This is a genomic window from Gryllotalpicola daejeonensis, assembly GCF_039538145.1.
Lineage (GTDB): Bacteria > Actinomycetota > Actinomycetes > Actinomycetales > Microbacteriaceae > Gryllotalpicola > Gryllotalpicola daejeonensis.
In genome coordinates this window covers 1,987,296-2,004,762 of sequence record NZ_BAABBV010000001.1, presented here as the reverse complement: position 1 = coordinate 2,004,762, position 17,467 = coordinate 1,987,296, and the positions used below count along the sequence as shown (strand labels likewise).

The window sequence follows — 17,467 nt, the reverse complement described above, 5'->3', positions numbered from 1 at the left end:
CTTCACAAATGGGCAATCGGGGCGAAAACGGCGGTTCATACGGTGGGCTCATGTCCACGACCGCTTCCCGTCGCATCGTCGTCATCGGCGGCGGCCCGGCCGCCCATCGCCTGGTCGACGCACTGAGTTCCCGAGTGGGTGCGCTGGGCGCCGACACCCCGACCCCGCTGCGCATCACCGTCGTCACCGAAGAGGCTCACCTGCCCTACGACCGCGTGCAGCTCTCGAAGCGGCTCGCGGGCCCGGTCGATCTGACGCTCGGCGACGCCGAGCTGTGGCAGGCGCAGTATGTGACGTTGCTGCGTGGTCGGCGTGCGAGCGTGATCGATACGGATGCCCGCACCGTGACCCTCGATGACGAGGCGGTGGTGCCCTACGACGAGCTCGTGCTCGCCACCGGCTCTGCGGCCGCGCTGCCGCCGGTCGAGAACGCGGCCGCCGGCCGGGTCTATCGCACGCTCGAAGACGTCGACGCGCTCGTCGCCGAGGTGGCCGAGCTGCGCGAGAAGCGGCGCCGCGCCCCGCGCGTGGTGGTCGTCGGCGGCGGGTTGCTCGGCCTCGAGGCCGCGGGCGGCATGGCGGCCCTCGGCGGCAGTGCGGCGATCGTGCACTCCGGCCGGTGGCTCATGAGCTCGCAGCTCGACGAAGGCGCCGGCCGTGCGCTGGGCCGGCTGATCTCGGCGCGGGGCATCGACCTCGAGCTCGGGGTGCGGCCCACCGGCATCCTCACCGCTCCCTCCGGCGCCGTGACGGGCGTGCGCCTCACCGACGGGCGGGTGATCGCGGCGGACATCGTGGTCTTCTCAATCGGAATCACGGCGCGCGACGAGCTCGCCCGTGGTGCGGGCATCGCGCTCGCGCCGCGCGGCGGCGTGCTGATCGACGACGCGTGCGCGACGAGCGCGCCGGGCGTCTGGGCGATCGGCGAGGTCGCGGCCTACGACGGCCAGACGGTCGGGCTCGTCGCGCCGGCCAATGCCATGGCCGAGGTCGTCGCCGACCGGCTGCTCGGCGGCTCGGCTACCTTCCCCGGCGTCGACGACGCCACGAAGCTCAAGCTCTCGGGCGTCGAGGTCGCGAGCTTCGGCGATGCCCGCGCGGTGAGCGAAGGGGCGCTCGAGGTGGTCTACGCGGACCCGGCGCGCGGGCTCTATCAGAAGGTCGTCGTCGCGGACGACGCCAAGACGCTGCTCGGCGGCATCTTCGTCGGCGATGCCTCGCCGTACCTCTCGCTGCGACCGCTGCTCGGCACCGCGCTGCCGGCGGAGCCGGGCGCGTACCTCGCGGCGGCCGGTGCCGAGCCGCCGACGTCGGCTGAGCTGCCCGACGCGGCGCAGGTGTGCTCGTGCAACAACGTCTCCGCCGGAAGCATCCGCGAGCACATCGCCGACGGGTGCACGGACCTCGGCGAGCTCAAGGCGTGCTCGCGCGCGGGCACGCAGTGCGGGTCGTGCGTGCCGATCGTGAAGAAGATCCTCGACCAGGAGCTCGTGAAGGCCGGCGTCGAGGTCAGCCGCGCGCTGTGCGAGCACGTGGCGATGAGCCGGGCGGAGCTGTTCGAGTCGGTGCGCATCCTCGGCCTGCAGACCGTGGGCGAGGTGCTCGAGCGGTTCGTCTCGGGCGGGATCGGCTGCGACATCTGCAAGCCCGTCGTGGCATCCGTCATCGCCACTCAGACCGGCCGCTACATCCTCGATGACGGTGCGGGCGCTCTGCAGGACACGAATGACCGCGCGCTCGCGAACATGCAGAAGGACGGCACGTACTCGGTCGTCCCGCGCATCCCCGGCGGCGAGATCACGCCGGAGAAGCTGGCGGTGATCGCGCAGATCGCAATGGACTACGGGCTCTACACGAAGATCACGGGCGGCCAGCGCATCGACCTGTTCGGCGCACGGCTCGAGCAGCTGCCCGAGATCTGGCAACGGTTGATCGACGCGGGCATGGAGTCGGGGCAGGCCTACGGCAAGTCCCTGCGCACCGTGAAGTCGTGCGTCGGGTCGACGTGGTGCCGCTACGGCGTGCTCGATTCCGTCGGCATGGCGGTGCAGCTCGAGCTGCGCTATCGCGGCCTGCGTTCGCCGCACAAGCTGAAGATGGGCGTCTCGGGGTGCGCGCGGGAGTGCGCGGAGGCCCGCGGCAAGGACATCGGCGTGATCGCGACGGCGAACGGCTGGCAGCTCTACGTCGGCGGCAACGGCGGCATGACGCCCGCGCACGCGCAGCTGCTGGCCGAGGGGCTCGACGACGCGACGCTGCTCGCCTACATCGACCGCTACGTCATGTACTACGTGCGCACCGCCGACCGGCTGCAGCGCACCGCCCGCTGGCAGGAGGAGCTGCCCGGCGGTCTCGAGCACGTGCGCCAGGTCGTCGTCGAGGACTCGCTCGGCATCGCCGCAGAACTCGAGGTCGCGATGGCCCGGCACATCGACAGCTACGAGGACGAGTGGGCGGCGACGCTCGCTGACCCTGAGCGGCTGCGCCGCTTCCGCTCGTTCGTGAACGCGCCGGAGGCCGGCGACCCGGCCGTCGTGCGCGTGCCCGACGGGCGCGGCCAGTCGCGGCCGGCGAGCGAGGCGGAGCGCGAGAAGATCATGCTGTCGGGTCCCGAGATCCCGGTACGAGTGAGGTGAGCGAGCGGATGTCTGCCCAGATCGATCCAGGAACCGTGACGCTCGTCGGCGGCGGCCCCGGCGACCCCGACCTCATGACCGTCGGGGCGCTCAAGGCGCTCGCCGCGGCCGACGTCGTGCTCTGCGATCGCCTCGCCCCGCGCGACCAGCTGGCCGAGTGGGCGCCGAACGCGCTGCTCATCGACGTCGGCAAGACGCCGGGCCACCACGCCGTGCCGCAGGAGGAGATCAACCGCCTCATCGTCGAGCACGCGCTCGCCGGCCGTGACGTGGTGCGGCTCAAGGGCGGCGACCCGTTCGTGTTCGGCCGCGGTGGGGAGGAGATCGGCGCCTGCCGCGAGCTCGGCATCCCGACCCGAGTGATTCCCGGAGTGACGAGCGCGATCGCCGTGCCGGCATCCGTCGGTGTCCCCGTCACGCATCGCGAGGTGAGCCGCGCGTTCACCGTGATCAGCGGCCACGCGCCGCTGTCGGCCGACGAGCTGGACGGGCTCGTGAAGGTCGGCGGGACGATCGTCGTGCTCATGGGCATCGGCACGCTGCCGCAGCTCGGCGCCGGCCTGCTGCGCCACGGGATGCGCGAGACCATGCCGCTCGCGATCATCGAGCGGGGGTTCCACCCCGAGCGCCGCACCACGCTTGCCACCCTCGGCGACCTGGTGCGGGTGCTGGGCGAGGTGCAGCCGCGCTCGCCGGCGATCGTCGTGATCGGCGAAGTGGTGCGGCAGTCCGCTGGCCTCAGCCTGTCGAAGTCATCCGTCGACATCGACTCGCTGCTCGCCGAGGCGGGCGCATAGGCTCGGCGCGTGGACGAGAACGAGGGCGCGGCGCCGTCCCCGGGCTTCCGCGCAGATCAGCTCGAGGGCTTCCGCATCGGCGTCACGAGCGACCGCCGCTCTGAGGACCTGATCGCCGCCTTCGAGCGCCGCGGCGCGGAGGTGCTGCACGCCCCGACGATCAAGATGGCCGGCGTTGAAGACGATGGGCATCTGGAGGCCGAGACGCGCGCGATCATCGCGGCTCGGCCGTCGGTGCTGCTCGCCACGACGTCCTACGGGTTGCGGCGCTGGTTCGAGGCGGCCGATGCGATGGGCGTCGGGCACGAGCTGGTTTCCGTGCTTTCCGCGGCGCGCGTGCTGGTGCGCGGCCCGAAGGCGCGCGGCGCCGTGCGGGCAGCAGGCCTCGATGACAGCGGCATGAGCGAGCGTGAGACGACGGCGTCCCTCGTCGACATGGTGCTCGCGTCGCCCGTCGCCGGCACGACGGTCGCGGTGCAGCTGCACGGCGCGACCGATTACGCGCAGCTTGCGCGGCTGACGGATGCCGGCGCTTCTGTGCTGACAGTGAGGCCGTACTTCTGGCAGGAGCACGAGGACCGCCTCCGCGTGAACCGGCTCGTCGCCGCGATCGCCTCAGGCGCAATCGACGCCGTGACCTTCACGAGCGCGCCCGCCGCCGATGCGCTGCTGCGCGCGGCCGAGCGCGAGGGGCGGCTCGAGGATCTGCTCGCGGCGTTCGGCGTGGCGACCGGCGGGCGGGAGGCCGCGGCGGTTCCGGTGCTCGCCGCCGGCGTCGGCCCGGTGACGGCCGAGCCGTTACTCGAGCACGGCATCGAGCCGGTCATTCCCGAGCGCTTCCGCATGGGCGCGCTCATCAAGCTGGTCTGCGACGAGCTCGAGAGCTCGCGCGTGCTGCGCCTGCCGACGGTGTTCGGCGAGGTGCTGCTGCGCGGACGGGTGGCCGAGATCGGCGGTGCGCGGGTCACGCTCTCGCCGGTGTCGCTCGCGCTGTTCCGCCGGCTGGCGGTGGCCGCGGGGGCGATCGTGCCGCGCGATCGGCTCGCCCTCGCCGCGCCCGAGCCGCTCGACGAGCACGGCATGGATGTCGCCATCAGCCGACTGCGCCAGAGCCTGCCCGAGCCGAAGCTCGTCGAGACGGTCATCAAGCGCGGCTACCGCCTCGCGGTGTAGGCGGCGTCCACCTCCTGCCGACCGTGACCTTTCGGCGTGACCGTCACCTCGCGAGAGGTTCTCCTCCGCATGTGACATTGTCGCGGCCGGAGGAAAACGTGCGCGCGAAGAAGGTGCTGTCTAGAGGCCGTGGCGCGCGAGCCAGTCGAGGGCGAACGCCTCGAACTCGGCCGGGTGCTGCACGCTCGGCATGTGGGCTGCGCGCGGAAAGACGTGGCCTTCTGCGCCCGGGATCGCCTCGACGAGCATGCGCTGGTGCTCACGCTCACTCGACAGGTCCCACTCCCCGACCGTCACCATGACGGGAACATTGAGCGCACCGAGCCGTTCGAACGCCGGTGGGTCGGCCGGAACCCGCTGCGGCTCGAAGCCCGCGTACGCCGGGTTGCCCTCGTTCAAGGCGTAAGCGCGCTCAACGAATGCCGGGTCGAGGGCTTCGCCGGTTCCGCCGTCGCGCAGATTCCACACCTCGACCATGCCGCGATTGACCGCGCGCCAGTCGTGGGCCGCCCAGAGCTGCCACAGCCGGTCGAACTGCGCCTGCTCGTCGGGCAGCAGCGCGACCTCGGGCATGCCGTTCGCGCCAGACCCGATCGTCATGAGCCCGCGCACGCGCTCGGGCGACTCAACCGCGAAGTCGAAAGCGAAGCTGCCGCCCTGCGAGTTGGCGATGATCGTCGCGGCAGGCACCTCGAGGGCGTCGAGCAGAGCGCGGATGTCTGTGGCCGGGCTGAACCCGACCGGGTCGGCCTCGGTGCGCCCGAACCCACGGGCGTCGTACCTGATGACGAAATGACCCCGCGCGAAGGCCTCGATCTGCTCGTCCCACATGCGCAGGTTCGCCACCCCTTGGTGGATGAGCAGCAGCGCAGGCATCCCCCGGTCGCCATCGGTCTCGTAATAGAGGCGGGCCCCGGGAACCTCGATGAACGGCATTCCCCAACGCTATTGGCGGCCACCGACGCCGCGACCCGGCCGTTGGTATACCAATAGGCTTGATCCCGTGCTGGGCGTGCTGACGGGCTTCGGGATCATCGCATTCGTGATCGCCGTCGGCTACGTCGTGGGACGCATGGGCGTCGGCGGCCCGCAGGCCGGCTACGTGCTCAACCGCATCGCCTTCTTCGTCACGAACCCGGCGCTGCTCTTCACGGTGCTGGCCGGCGAAGACATCCGCACCGTCATCTCGGGCGTCGGACTCGCGGCCAACCTCGCGGCCGTCGTCACGGGCCTGATCTTCCTCGTGCTCAGCCGGCTGTTCTTCCGGCGGCCGGCGGCGCGCACGACGATCGGCGTGCTGTCGTCGAGCTACTCGAACTTCAACAACATCGGCATTCCGGTGGCGTCCTATGTGCTCGGCAACGCGGCGTATGTCGCGCCGGTGATGCTCGTGCAGCTCATCGTCTTCGCGCCGATCGCGCTCACGGTGCTCGACGTGACGAGCCGCGGGCGGGTGAGCGTGCGCGACATCCTGCTCAACCCCGTGCGGAATCCGATGATCATCGCATCGGTCGCGGGTGTTGTCGTCGCCGCGTGCGGCTGGACGATCCCCGATCCCGTCGACCAGGCGTTCACACTGCTCGGCGGCGCGGCCGTGCCGGTCGTGCTGATGGCGTTCGGCATGTCGCTGCACGGGTCGGCGCCGCTGAAGGCGGCCGGTGCGCGCGCCGAGGTCATCGTCTCGACGCTGTTCAAGGTGATCCTGATGCCGGCGATCGGCTGGGCCGTCGCCCGCTACGGGTTCCACGTGACCGGGCACGCGCTGTTCGTCACCGTCGTGCTGTGCGCGCTGCCCGCGGCGCAGAACGTCTACAACTTCGCCGCGCGCTACGAGCGGGGCGAGATCGTCGCGCGCGACGCGGTGCTGCTCACGACGATCCTGTCGGTGCCCGCCGTCTTCGTCGTCGCGCTGCTGCTCACCTGACGCGACGCCCGGTCGCGCCGCCTGACGCCGGGGTGCGCCACCAGGTTCCGCCATGCGCTACTCGGATCCGAGGCGCGCACAGCGGAAGGCAGTGGCGCACGCGCGCAATGAGCAGGCGAGCGGATGCCTCGCGGCGCGCACTCGGACAGGATGGTTCCCATGGGGATCACCGTGCGGCGCACCACCCGCGACGACTGGCAGGCGATGCGGCGACTGCGCCTCGAGGCGCTGCAGGACACCCCCATGGCGTTCACGCAGACCTACGAGAGCGCGCTCGCGCAGACCGAGGCGGAGTGGCGCGCCTACGCCGGCCGCGGCGAAGAGAAGAACCGGGTCTTCGTCGTCGCCGTCGACGACGCCACGGGCGAGTTCGTCGGCATGATGGGCGGCGCGCTGGACCACGGCGGCGGCGCGCCCTTCCTCGTCGCGGTGTTCATCTCGCCGTCGCACCGGGGCTCCCGGCGTGGCGTGAGCGACCTGCTGCTCGCCGCGATCGAAGACTGGGCGCGCGGATTCTCGGACCGCCTGCAGCTCGACGTGCACGAGGACAACGTGCGGGCTCGGAAGTACTACGCCTCTCGCGGGTTCGTTGAGACCGGGCACACGATGCCGTACCCGCTCGACCGCTCGCGGCTCGAGATCAACATGGTGAAGCGGCTCTGAGCTGCCTACTGGCGCCGTTTCGAGACGCGCGCTCCGCAGGCCCCGCGTGCTCCTCAACGACCGTGGCGCGACGGTCAGAAGACCATCGGGCGGTCGTAGTCCTCTTCCGTCTCGACGGCCAGGTCGACGACGACCGGCACGTGATCGGACGGCGCCTCACCCTTGCGCTCATCCCGGTGGATCGAGGCATCCGTCACCAACTCGGCGAACGCCTTCGACCCCAGGATGAAGTCGATGCGCAGGCCTTCGTTGCGCGGGAATCGCAGCTGCTTGTAGTCCCAGAAGGTGTAGCCCGTCGGCACGCGCGGCCGCACGACGTCGGTGAGTCCTGCGCGCTCGAACTCGGCGAACGCGGCGCGCTCAGGCGGCGAGATGTGGGTCGAGACACCTTGCACGAACGACGGGTCGCCGACGTCCGAGTCGAGTGGCGCGACGTTCCAGTCGCCCATCAGCGCAAGCGGCAGCGTCGGCTCGGCGGCGAGCCACTGCCGCGTGTCGTCGGCGAGGGTGGCGAGCCAGTCCAGCTTGTAGGCGAGGTGCGGGTCGCCGAGCGCGCGCCCGTTGGGCACATACAGGGACCAGAGGCGGATGCCTGCCACCGTGGCGCCCAGCGCGCGGGCCTCCTGCGGCAGGTCGGGGCCGTCGGCACCCTTGAGGAAGCCGGGCTGGCCGGGGAATCCGACCTCGACGTCCTCAAGCGGAAGCCGCGAGGCGAACGCGACGCCGTTCCACTGGTTCAGGCCGTGGATCTCGACCTCGTAGCCCGCCTCTTCGAACGCCTCGCGCGGGAACTGCTCCGGCTTGCACTTGATCTCCTGCATGGCGAGCACGTCGATGTCCTCGCGCAGCATCCAGTCGATCACGCGGACATAGCGGGTGCGGATCGAGTTGACGTTCCAGGTCGCGACGCGCATGTTTTCAGCCTATTGGCGCTGTGCTTCTCATCGATCTGCCTTTGGCAGACTAGGCCCCATGTCTGGGGGACGACGACGTCGGCGCGGGTTCGCGTATTGGCTGTCGCTGCTGATCGGATGCCTGATCGTGGTGGCCGTCGCCGGGATCGCGTACTACCACTTCGCTCCGCAGCAGTTCCCGCGCATCGTGCCGACGCCGACGTACTCGAAGGGCCCGGGCGGGCTCTACGACCCAGGGGTCACGATCGTTCCGAACCCGCCGATGACGCACGAACCCTAGACGGCCCTGGCCGACATCGCTGCGACCGAAGGGTTGCCGATCGGCGCAAGTGCGCCCGCTGCAGCGGTCACAGCTGCGCCGAACGGGCACAGCGGGCGGCCGAACGGGCACAGCAGCGTCGCCGCGAAGGTGAGAATGGAGGCATGGCCTCCCCGCTTGCGCCCACACTGCTTGCACTGTGCCGTGTCGACAAGCTGCTGCCCGACCTCGGGGGCCCCGCGGGTGTGACCGCGATCGACAAGAAGCCGATCGCCGAGGCGGTGGACGTCAAGCCGTACGGCGTCTACGGAGACGTGCAGGCCGACCGCAAGAACCATGGCGGTCTGTTCCAAGCGGTGTACGCCTATGCCCAGGAAGAGGCGGACTGGTGGGCGCGCGAGCTCGGCCGCGACATCCCCGCCGGCCTCTTCGGCGAGAATCTGCGCACGCAGGGCGTCGAGGTCTCCCACGCCGAGATCGGCGAGCGGTGGCGCATCGGCGAGAAGCTGGTGCTCGAGGTGACCTCTCCGCGCACGCCGTGCGCCACGTTCCAGCGCCGCATGGGAGAGCCGCAGTGGGTGAAGCGCTTCACGCAGGCGAACCTGACCGGCGCCTACTTCCGCGTGGTCGAGCGCGGGTCGATCGCCGCCGGCGACGAGATCGAGATCGTGCATCGGCCCGGGCACGGCATCACGGTGAGCCGGTTCTTCGCCACGGGGCGCCGCGGCGAGGCATACGACTTCGCTCGCACGCTCGCGCAGCACCAGCCGGTCGAGCACCTGCACCCCGAGATCGCGGCGCTGGTGGACGCGTGAGCGCGGCGGGCCTCCATTCGGCTTCGCCGAGTCGGCCGGCGCCGGATGCGCCGAGTCGACCGGCGATCGGGTACAGCGCCGCACTCGAGCAGTTCGACCCGGCAGAGGCGGTGGCGCTCGCCGCATACGCGGAAGCCCACGGCTTCTCGGGCACGATGGCCTCCGATCACTTCCAGCCGTGGGTGCCGCAGCAGGGCAACTCGTCGTACGTCTGGAACGTGCTGACCGCCGTCGCCGAGCGCACCCGCGGTGACTTCGGCCCGGGTGTCACCGCCCCGACCTTCCGGCACCACCCAGCCCTCGTCGCGCAGGCGAGCGCGACGCTCGGCCTGATGTACCCCGGTCGGCACTGGCTCGGCATCGGCGCCGGCGAGGCGCTCAGCGAGCACATCGTCGGCCAGTATTGGCCAGAGGCGCCGGAGCGCATCAACCGCATGTTCGAGGCCGTCGAGGTGATCCAGAAGCTGTTCGCCTCCGGCATCCGTCACAGAGATGTGAAACATGACGGACGCTACTTCAAGCTCGAGTCGACCCGGCTGTGGTCGATGCCCGAGACGGCGCCCCAGATCCTGATCGCGACGGGCGGCCCCGTGACCGCGAAGCGCGCCGGCCGCACGGCCGACGGGCTCATCACGACGGGCGCGCCCCTCGACAAGCTGGGGCCGCTGCTCGAGCGCTTCGCCGAGGGGCGCCGCGAATCGGGGCGGTCCGTCGCCGACGCACCCAAGGTGCTGCAGTTGCACCTGTCGTGGGCCGCGACCGACGACGAGGCGCTGCGCAACGCTCTCACCGAGTGGCCGAACGGCGGCATGCGCTTCCCCAAGGCCGACCTGCGCAGCCCGTGGGAGTTCGAGCAGCTGGCCAAGATGGTGCGCCCCGAGGACTTCGAAGGGCGACTGCTCATCTCAGCCGACCCCGACGTGCACCGCGCGGCGATTCAGCAGTACGCCGACCTCGGGTTCGACCGTATCTATCTGCACAACGTGGGCCGGAACCAGCGCGAGTGGATCGACGTCTTCGGTCGCGACGTCCTTCCGAAGGTGGTGCGATGACTGCCGAAAAGCATGGGCACAGCGTGAGCGCGTGGGCGCTCGACGGCATCCCCGAGATCGAGCCCGGCGCGGATCTCGCGCAGCTGATCGGGGACGCTCTGGCGAGCGACGAGAACGGATGCCTCGACGGCGACATCCTCGTCGTGACGAGCAAGATCCTGTCGAAGGCAGAGGGGCGCATCGTCGAGGCATCCGATCGCGAGGCCGCGATCACGGCCGAGACCGTGCGCGTGGTCGCCACGCGCGCCTATGAGGGCGGCGTGACGCGCATCGTCGAGAACCGCCTCGGCATCGTCGGGGCTGCGGCGGGCGTCGACGCGTCAAACACCGCAGACGGCACGGTGCTGCTGCTGCCGATTGATCCGGATGCTTCCGCGAGGGCTCTGGCGAGCGCACTGCGGGCGCGCTTCGGTGTTCGCCTCGGCGTCATCGTCTCGGACACCCTCGGGCGTGCGTGGCGCATCGGCCAGACCGACATCGCGATCGGCGCGGCCGGGGTCCACGTCGTCGACGACCTGCGCGGGTCGACCGACAGTCAGGGGCGCCCGCTTTCGGTCACCGTTCCGGTCGTGGCCGACGAGCTCGCGGGGCTCGGCGACCTCGTGAAGGGAAAGGCTTCTGGACGGCCGGTCGCCGTGGTGCGCGGCATGGGGCGGCTCGTGACCGCCGAGGTCGACACGCCGGGGGCGCGCACGCTGCCGCGCACCGGACCGACCGACATGTTCCGCCTCGGCACCGACGAGGCGTACGCGCAGGGCTTCGAGGCCGGCCGCGCGGCCGCGCTTGCCGAATCGGCGCAGCCGAATGGAGACCCCGCCGCGTGACCTGGCGCATCGTCATCCCGTTCAAGGGCGCGCCGAGCTCGAAGTCGCGCCTCGCCGCGCGCTTCGACGACCTTTCTCGGCACGCCCTCGCGCTCGCCTTCCTGCAGGACGTGGTCGCCGCGGCGCGAGCGGCCGCCGACGTCGCGGGCGTCACGATCGTCTCGAGCGAGCCGGGCCTCGCGACGCTCTTCCCTGACGCCGCCGACCTCGCCCCGGTCGCGATCACGCCGGACCCGCGGCACGGGCTGAACGGCGCGATCGCGCACGGCATCCGAGCCGCGCGCGCCGCGGACCGAGAGGCACGGGTGGCCGTGCTGCTCGGCGACCTGCCCGAGCTCACGGCGGGCGAGCTCTCCGCTGCACTGGCTGCTGCGGGCAGGCATCCGCTCGCCTATGTCACGGATGCCGCAGGAGACGGCACCTCGCTCATCACGCTCGCCGCGGGCGAGAGTGCGCAGCCGCAGTTCGGAGCCGGGTCGGCGGCGGCGCACGCGGCGGCTGGGTTCGAGCGGCTCGAGGTGGCCGCCGAGTCGGGGCTGCGGCGCGATGTCGATGCCCCTGACGACGTCGACCGCATCGCGCGGCCGGGGCGGCACACCGGCGCCGTGCTCGCGGGCCTAAACGCTGGTCTGTGACGGGCTGTTACACCGGGCGCTTCGGGCGCGCGCCGCGCGTTGTTAGGTAAGAGAAACCACCACGTGCCTTCCCGAGATCAAGGGACCCCACAATCATGAGCAGCATCATTCGACGCGCCGGCGTCGCCTCCGTCGCCGCACTCGCCGCGGTCAGCCTCGCGGCGTGCGCCGGGAACACCTCGTCGGGCGACTCCGGCTCCGGCAAGAAGAGCACCGTGTACTTCGGCGTCTCGGCCGCCGAGACCGGGCAGTACGCGCAGTACGGCCAGCAGTTCAAAGAGGCGTTCGACCTCGCCGTCGAGCAGGTCAACGCCAAGGGCGGCATCAACGGACACCCGGTCGCGCTCAAGTACGAGGACTCGCAGTCCGACCCGAAGCAGTCGGTGCCGGTCGCGCAGAAGTTCGTCGGCGACAAGAGCATCTCGCTGGTCTTCGGCGACTACTCCTCGGCCGCGTCGATCCCCGCCTCGCCGATCTACACGGCGGGCAAGCTGCTGCAGTACGGGTTCAACAACTCGAACCCGGACTTCACCGCGAAGGGCACCGAGTACCAGTGGTCGACCTCGATCACGACGGCCGACACGTACAAGTGGACCGCCGACTACATCAAGAAGCAGGGTGTCGACTCGGTGGGCGTCGCCTATCTCAACACCGCCGACTGGGGCATCCCGGCCTACCAGGCATTCAAGAGCGAGGCCAAGAAGGTCGGCCTCAAGATCACGGACGCAGAGGGCGTGCTCGACACCTCTGACGACTACAAGCCCGCGCTGCTCAAGGCGACCAAGGGCAAGCCCGACGCCTTCGTCGAGATCGGCTACGGCCCTGACGCCTCGAAGATCGTCACCCAGCTGCGCGCCATCGGCTACCAGGGCACCTTCTACGGCGGCCAGGACGAGGAGTCGTTCGACGGCAACCCCGATGCCGAGGGCTCGATCATCGGCACCGAGTTCCTCGAGACGAGCACCGACCCGCAGGTGAAGGCTTTCGTCGCGGCGTTCAAGAAGAAGTACCCGAAGGAGACCGACGTCACGTCGTTCGAGGCGGGTGCCTACGACGCGCTGAATGTCGCGGTCGCCGCGGCGAAGGCGGGCGGCACCTCGCGCGAGGGCATCCTCGCCGGGTTCAAGAAGATCAAGGACGTGCCGAGCGTCGTCTACGGCAAGATCACCTTCGACCCGTCGACGCGCCGACCGGCCTCCCCGCAGGAGACCCCCGTCATTCTCAAGGGCGGCAAGTGGGTGCAGTACAACGGCTGAGCCGCTGTCGCTGATCGCCCGCTGAACTGCGCTTCATGTTCGACACTCTGATCGCCGGCCTGCTCCGAGGGAACGTCTACGCCCTCGGAGCGGTCGGCATCTCGCTCGTCTTCGGCGTGATGAACGTCGTCAACTTCGCCCAGTTCTCGTTCTTCGGGCTGGGCGCCATGCTCACGTGGTTCTTCGTCGCGCAGCAGCACTGGTCGTTCTGGCTCGCGCTGCCGCTCGTGGTGCTGATCTGCGCCGCGCTTGGCCTCATCATCAACATCGCGGTCGTCAGGCCGCTCGCGAAGTTCGTGCCGCTCGCGGCAATGCTGTCGACGTATGCCGTCTCGCAGATCCTCGACAACGGATCGCAGCTCGCATTCGGCGCGCACTCGCGGGTGTTCCCCCGCGTGCTGCCGACCTCGAACTTCCACGTCGGTGCGATGCGCTTCGGCACCTCCGACCTCGTGATGCTCGGCATCACCGCGGGGGTCATGATCGTGATGTCGGTCTTCCTCAAGTACGGGAAGATCGGGCGCGCAACCCGGGCCACCGCGCAGGACCAGGAGGCCGCCCTGCAGATGGGCATCCCGGTCGGGCTGATCCAGCACCTGTCGTTCGTCATCGCCTCGGGGCTGGGCGGACTCGCCGGCATCTTCATGGCGCTCTACGTCGGCGTCGCGAACCCGGTCTCCGGACTCAACACCGGGCTGGTCGCCTTCGTCGCGGCGACCCTCGGCGGCCTCGGCTCGCTGGTCGGCGCCGTGATCGGCGGCTTCGTGCTCGGCATCCTCGAGTCCTTCGGCATCTACTTCTTCGGCGACACCTCAGACCAGATCATCATCTTCGCGATCCTGCTGCTCGTGCTCATCGTGCGGCCGGGCGGCCTGTTCGGGAAGGTGCCGCTGATCTCGTCCGAGCCGCTGACGGGCACCTTCCTCGGGCGCGGCCGACCGTTCCGGATCCCGCGCTGGGTCTGGCTCGTCGCCTTCGTGGTCGGCGCGGGCGTGATCCCGTTCGTCAGCAGCGACTACGTGCTGTCGACGGGCACGCAGGTGCTGATCTACGCGATCATCGCCGCGGGCTTCACGATCACCGCGGGGCAGTCCGGCGTCATGGCGCTCGGGCAGGCCGGGCCGATCGCGATCGGCGCATATGCCTCTGCGCTGCTCACGCTGTATGTCCACATTCCGTTCTGGGTGGCGCTGCCGCTCGCGGGGCTGATCGCCGCCGTCATCGCCTCGGTGCTCGCCTCGCCGATCTGGGGCGTGAAGGGCCACTACATCTCGATCGCGACGCTCGGGCTGGGGCTCGTCGTCGTCGCGATCATCCAGCTCGTCGTGCCCTTGGGAGTGCAGGGGATTCCCTGGCCGAGCATCGCCGGCCACCTGCTGTTCTCCCCACGGGACTTCTATTTCATCGACTTCGGAGTGCTGGTCGTCACCCTGCTCGTGATGTGGCGGCTGCGCGACTCGCACCTCGGCCGGGTGATCTCGTCGGTCGGCTCCGACGAGGTCGCGGCTCTGGCCTCGGGCGTCCGTGTGCGGGACTACAAGGCGCTCGCCTTCGCGGTGTCGGCGTTCTTCGCAGGGCTAGGCGGCTCGCTGCTCGCCCACCAGTACACCTACATCGACACGACGATCTTCACGACGCTGATGTCGCTGCTGGTGGTCACGATCGTGATCATGGGCGGCGTCAACCTGCCCTACGGTGCGGTGGTCGGCGCGATCATCCTGATCGGCGGGCTCGAGCTGCTGCGCTTCACCGATGAGCTGCGCATCGTCGCCTACGGCCTCGTGCTGATCCTCGCGGTGCGCTTCCGGCCCGGCGGAATCCTGGTGAGGAACTCATGAGCGACGTATTGCTGCAGGTCGAGAAGCTCGAGCGGCACTTCGAGGGGCTCAAGGCCGTCGACGGCATCTCGTTCACCGTCGGGCCGCACGAGGTGGTCTCGATCATCGGGCCGAACGGCTCGGGGAAGACCACGACGCTCAATCTCGTCACCGGCACGATCCCGGCCAACGGCGGCACGATCACGCTCGACGGCGCGGACATCGGGCACGCAGACACCGCGCGCATCGCGGAGGACGGCGTCGCCCGCACCTTCCAGAACGGGCGGGTGTTCGCGACGCTGTCCGTCGCAGACAACATCGAGGTGGGCATCCACTCGACCCTGCGCGCCAGCCGCCCGTTCCGGCGCCTGTCGCGCCTGTTCCTGCTGCGCTGGATTCCGCTGCTCGCCGAGCTGTACATCGCGATCATCGGCACGCCGGGCTCGCGGCGCGAGCGGGCCGAGATCGATAAGACGATCGCGCGCGAGATCCAGCGCTTCGAGGCGCGGCTCGGGCCGCGGCGCGACGACCCCGCCTACTCGCTGAGCTACGCCAACCGGCGCCGCACCGAGATCGCGCGAGCGCTGGCACTGGGGCCGAAGTTGCTGGTGCTCGACGAGCCGACCGCCGGCATGAACCAGTCGGAGACCGCCGAGGTGCTGCAGCAGCTGCTCGACCTCAAGGCCGAGGGGCAGGCGATCCTGCTCGTCGAGCACAAGCTCGACCTCGTGATGTCGGTCAGCGACCGGGTCATCGTGATGGACGGAGGGCGCATCATCGCTGAGGGGCGGCCTGAGCAGGTGCGCCGCGACCCCGCCGTGATCGAGGCGTACCTCGGGCGGCGGCGCGGGCTGGGTGGGGAGGACCTCTCATGAGTGAGCCGACGGCGCAGGCATCCACAGCTGCATCTTCGAGCGGCTCCGCGAGCGGCGCCGCGCCCGCGCGGGCGGGCAATTCACGCCCGCTCCTTGAACTCGACGACGTGCACGTGCACTACGGGCCGTTCCACGCTCTGCGCGGCAACACGCTGACCGTCGGCGAGGGCGAGATCGTGTCGCTGCTCGGCGGGAACGCGAGCGGGAAGTCGACGACGATGAAGACGATCCTGGGGCTGACCCGGGTGAAGTCGGGCGCCGTGCGGTTCGACGGAGCCGACATCACGCACGCGTCGACGAGGCGCCGCATCACGGCCGGCATCGCGTCGGTGCCCGAGGCGCGCCGCGTGTTCCCGCAGCTGACGGTGGACGAGAACCTGCTCGCCGGCGCGTACACGCGCAAGGACAAGGCGGGCATCGCCGAAGACCTCGAGCGGATGCGCACGCACTTCCCGCGTCTCGCCGAGCGGCGCAAGCAGGAAGCCGGGACGCTCTCGGGCGGCGAGCAGCAGATGCTCGCCTTCGCCCGTGCGCTGATGAGCCGCCCACGGCTGATCTGCATGGACGAGCCCACGATGGGCCTCTCGCCGAAGCTCGTCGACCAGGTGCTCGACGAGATCGCGCGCATCAACAGCGAGCTCGGCGTCGCGGTGCTCTTCGTCGAGCAGCAGGCCGAACTCGCCCTCTCGATCGCCTCGCGCGGCTACGTGCTCGCCACCGGCGAGATCGTGCTGCAGGGCACCGCGCGCGAGCTGCTCGACAACCCGGAGATCCAAGAGGCGTACCTCGGAAAGGCACCGCAGTAATGACAGGCCCCCGGCTCGGATTCTTCACTCGCCTGCTTGACGACGTCAGCCCCGTCGAGCGCTACCGGAACGCGATCGCCCAGTTCGTGCGGGCGGAGGAGCTCGGGTTCGACACTGCCTGGGTCGCGCAGCACCACTTCCACCGCGACGAGGGCGGTCTGCCGTCGCCGTTCGTGCTGCTGGCGCAGGCGGCGGCGAAGACGTCGCGCATCACGCTGGCCACCGGCATCGTGACGCTGCCGCTCGAGGCGCCGCTGCGCGTGGCCGAGGACGCTGCCGTGCTCTGGCTGCTGTCGGATGGGCGGCTCGAGGTGGGCATCGGCTCTGGCGGAACCTCGTCGTCGTTCCCGCCGTTCGGCCACGACCCGGCCGACCGGCCCGCGATCTACGCGGCGCACAAGAAGACGCTGCTCTCCGCACTGCGCGGCGACGTCCTCACGAGCGACGGCGGCGCGCTGTACCCGCCCGCGCCGGCGCTCGTCGACACGCTCTGGGAAGCCACCTTCTCCGCGGGCGGGGCCGCGCGCATCGGGGCAGAGGGCAACGGCCTGATGCTGTCGCGCACGCAGCCGCGCAAGGAGTACACGGGTCGCGGCTCGGCTGAGGACCAGGTGGAGATCGTGGATGCCCATGCCGCGGCGCTTCCGCACGGGGTGCCGCAGCGCGTCATGGCCTCGCGCTCGGTTCTCGTCATCGACACCGAGGAAGAGGCGGCGCGGTGGCGGGCTCAGGGCATCGCGCGCTCGCTGCGCATGCTGGAGGCGCAGGGCACCGTGGTGCCCACCGACGCGCCGGAACTCGAGCTCGCGGCCTACCTCGACCTGCACGTCGGCACGGTCGACCAGGTGCTGGGCGCCCTCACCGCAGACCCGATCCTGCGCTCCGCGAGTGACCTCGTCTTCCAGCCCCACCCCGTCGACCCGCCGCACGAGGTCGTGCTGCGCTCGCTCGAGCTGATCGCGCGCGAGATCGCGCCGGCGCTCGGCTGGTCGCCGTCTTCCGCGCCGGGCCAGTAGCCGCG

Annotated in this window: 17 protein-coding genes; 15 read left to right on the top strand and 2 right to left on the bottom strand. The window is 70.4% G+C overall.

What is annotated here, in order from left to right:
• Positions 1-50: 50 nt before the first annotated feature.
• From nirB to ABD736_RS09780, 3 genes are read left to right on the top strand one after another with little or no spacing between them, the layout of a single operon-like run.
• Positions 51-2,636 carry a nitrite reductase large subunit NirB gene (gene nirB / locus ABD736_RS09790; RefSeq protein ID WP_344791569.1) on the top strand — a complete coding sequence of 862 codons (2,586 nt, stop codon included), beginning with the start codon at positions 51-53 and terminating at the stop codon, positions 2,634-2,636.
• An 8-nt stretch (positions 2,637-2,644) separates the two neighbouring features.
• Positions 2,645-3,433: a uroporphyrinogen-III C-methyltransferase gene (gene cobA, locus ABD736_RS09785; RefSeq protein WP_344791568.1), complete on the top strand. Its 789-nt coding sequence runs from the start codon at positions 2,645-2,647 to the stop codon at positions 3,431-3,433.
• Between the two features lie 9 nt (positions 3,434-3,442).
• A complete protein-coding gene (locus ABD736_RS09780) occupies positions 3,443-4,606 on the top strand; it encodes a uroporphyrinogen-III synthase (RefSeq protein WP_344791566.1) in 1,164 nt (387 codons plus the stop codon).
• A 120-nt stretch (positions 4,607-4,726) separates the two neighbouring features.
• On the opposite strand, the gene ABD736_RS09775 is transcribed toward ABD736_RS09780, so the two are convergent.
• Complete coding sequence (locus tag ABD736_RS09775) at positions 4,727-5,542, bottom strand: alpha/beta fold hydrolase (RefSeq protein ID WP_344791565.1); 816 nt, start codon at positions 5,540-5,542, stop codon at positions 4,727-4,729.
• Between the two features lie 67 nt (positions 5,543-5,609).
• On the opposite strand from ABD736_RS09775, the gene ABD736_RS09770 reads away from it, so the two are divergent.
• Entirely contained in the window at positions 5,610-6,530 is a 921-nt protein-coding gene (locus tag ABD736_RS09770; protein ID WP_344791564.1) for an AEC family transporter, read from the top strand.
• 159 nt (positions 6,531-6,689) lie between these two features.
• Complete coding sequence (locus ABD736_RS09765) at positions 6,690-7,193, top strand: GNAT family N-acetyltransferase (protein WP_344791563.1); 504 nt, start codon at positions 6,690-6,692, stop codon at positions 7,191-7,193.
• Between the two features lie 74 nt (positions 7,194-7,267).
• On the opposite strand, the gene ABD736_RS09760 is transcribed toward ABD736_RS09765, so the two are convergent.
• On the bottom strand, positions 7,268-8,107 hold the full coding sequence (locus ABD736_RS09760) for an exodeoxyribonuclease III (RefSeq protein ID WP_344791562.1): 840 nt from the start codon (positions 8,105-8,107) through the stop codon (positions 7,268-7,270).
• 58 nt (positions 8,108-8,165) lie between these two features.
• Between ABD736_RS09760 and ABD736_RS09755 the strand changes: the two genes are divergently transcribed.
• From ABD736_RS09755 to ABD736_RS09710, 10 genes are all read left to right on the top strand, one after another.
• Positions 8,166-8,387 (top strand): hypothetical protein, encoded by a 222-nt coding sequence (locus ABD736_RS09755; RefSeq protein ID WP_344791561.1) that lies wholly within the window; start codon positions 8,166-8,168, stop codon positions 8,385-8,387.
• Positions 8,388-8,530: 143 nt separating this feature from the next.
• Positions 8,531-9,181, top strand: a complete 651-nt coding sequence (locus ABD736_RS09750) for an MOSC domain-containing protein (protein ID WP_344791560.1) — start codon at positions 8,531-8,533, stop codon at positions 9,179-9,181.
• A gap of 65 nt (positions 9,182-9,246) precedes the next feature.
• Positions 9,247-10,233 (top strand): TIGR03557 family F420-dependent LLM class oxidoreductase, encoded by a 987-nt coding sequence (locus ABD736_RS09745; protein WP_344792236.1) that lies wholly within the window; start codon positions 9,247-9,249, stop codon positions 10,231-10,233.
• Entirely contained in the window at positions 10,230-11,057 is an 828-nt protein-coding gene (gene cofE, locus ABD736_RS09740; protein WP_344791559.1) for a coenzyme F420-0:L-glutamate ligase, read from the top strand. The genes ABD736_RS09745 and cofE overlap by 4 nt, the downstream gene beginning before the upstream one ends.
• Complete coding sequence (gene cofC / locus ABD736_RS09735) at positions 11,054-11,692, top strand: 2-phospho-L-lactate guanylyltransferase (protein ID WP_344791557.1); 639 nt, start codon at positions 11,054-11,056, stop codon at positions 11,690-11,692. The genes cofE and cofC overlap by 4 nt, the downstream gene beginning before the upstream one ends.
• Positions 11,693-11,787: 95 nt before the next feature.
• The gene (locus tag ABD736_RS09730; protein ID WP_344791556.1) at positions 11,788-12,948 is read left to right on the top strand and encodes an ABC transporter substrate-binding protein; all 1,161 of its coding nucleotides are present in this window, start codon (positions 11,788-11,790) and stop codon (positions 12,946-12,948) included.
• Positions 12,949-12,983: 35 nt separating this feature from the next.
• Positions 12,984-14,786 (top strand): ABC transporter permease, encoded by a 1,803-nt coding sequence (locus ABD736_RS09725; protein WP_344791555.1) that lies wholly within the window; start codon positions 12,984-12,986, stop codon positions 14,784-14,786.
• Positions 14,783-15,640, top strand: a complete 858-nt coding sequence (locus ABD736_RS09720) for an ABC transporter ATP-binding protein (protein WP_344791554.1) — start codon at positions 14,783-14,785, stop codon at positions 15,638-15,640. The genes ABD736_RS09725 and ABD736_RS09720 overlap by 4 nt, the downstream gene beginning before the upstream one ends.
• Entirely contained in the window at positions 15,637-16,446 is an 810-nt protein-coding gene (locus ABD736_RS09715) for an ABC transporter ATP-binding protein (RefSeq protein WP_344791553.1), read from the top strand. Before ABD736_RS09720 ends, ABD736_RS09715 begins: the two co-directional genes overlap by 4 nt.
• Positions 16,446-17,462, top strand: a complete 1,017-nt coding sequence (locus ABD736_RS09710) for a putative FMN-dependent luciferase-like monooxygenase (protein WP_344791552.1) — start codon at positions 16,446-16,448, stop codon at positions 17,460-17,462. Before ABD736_RS09715 ends, ABD736_RS09710 begins: the two co-directional genes overlap by 1 nt.
• The last annotated feature ends 5 nt before the right edge of the window (positions 17,463-17,467 follow it).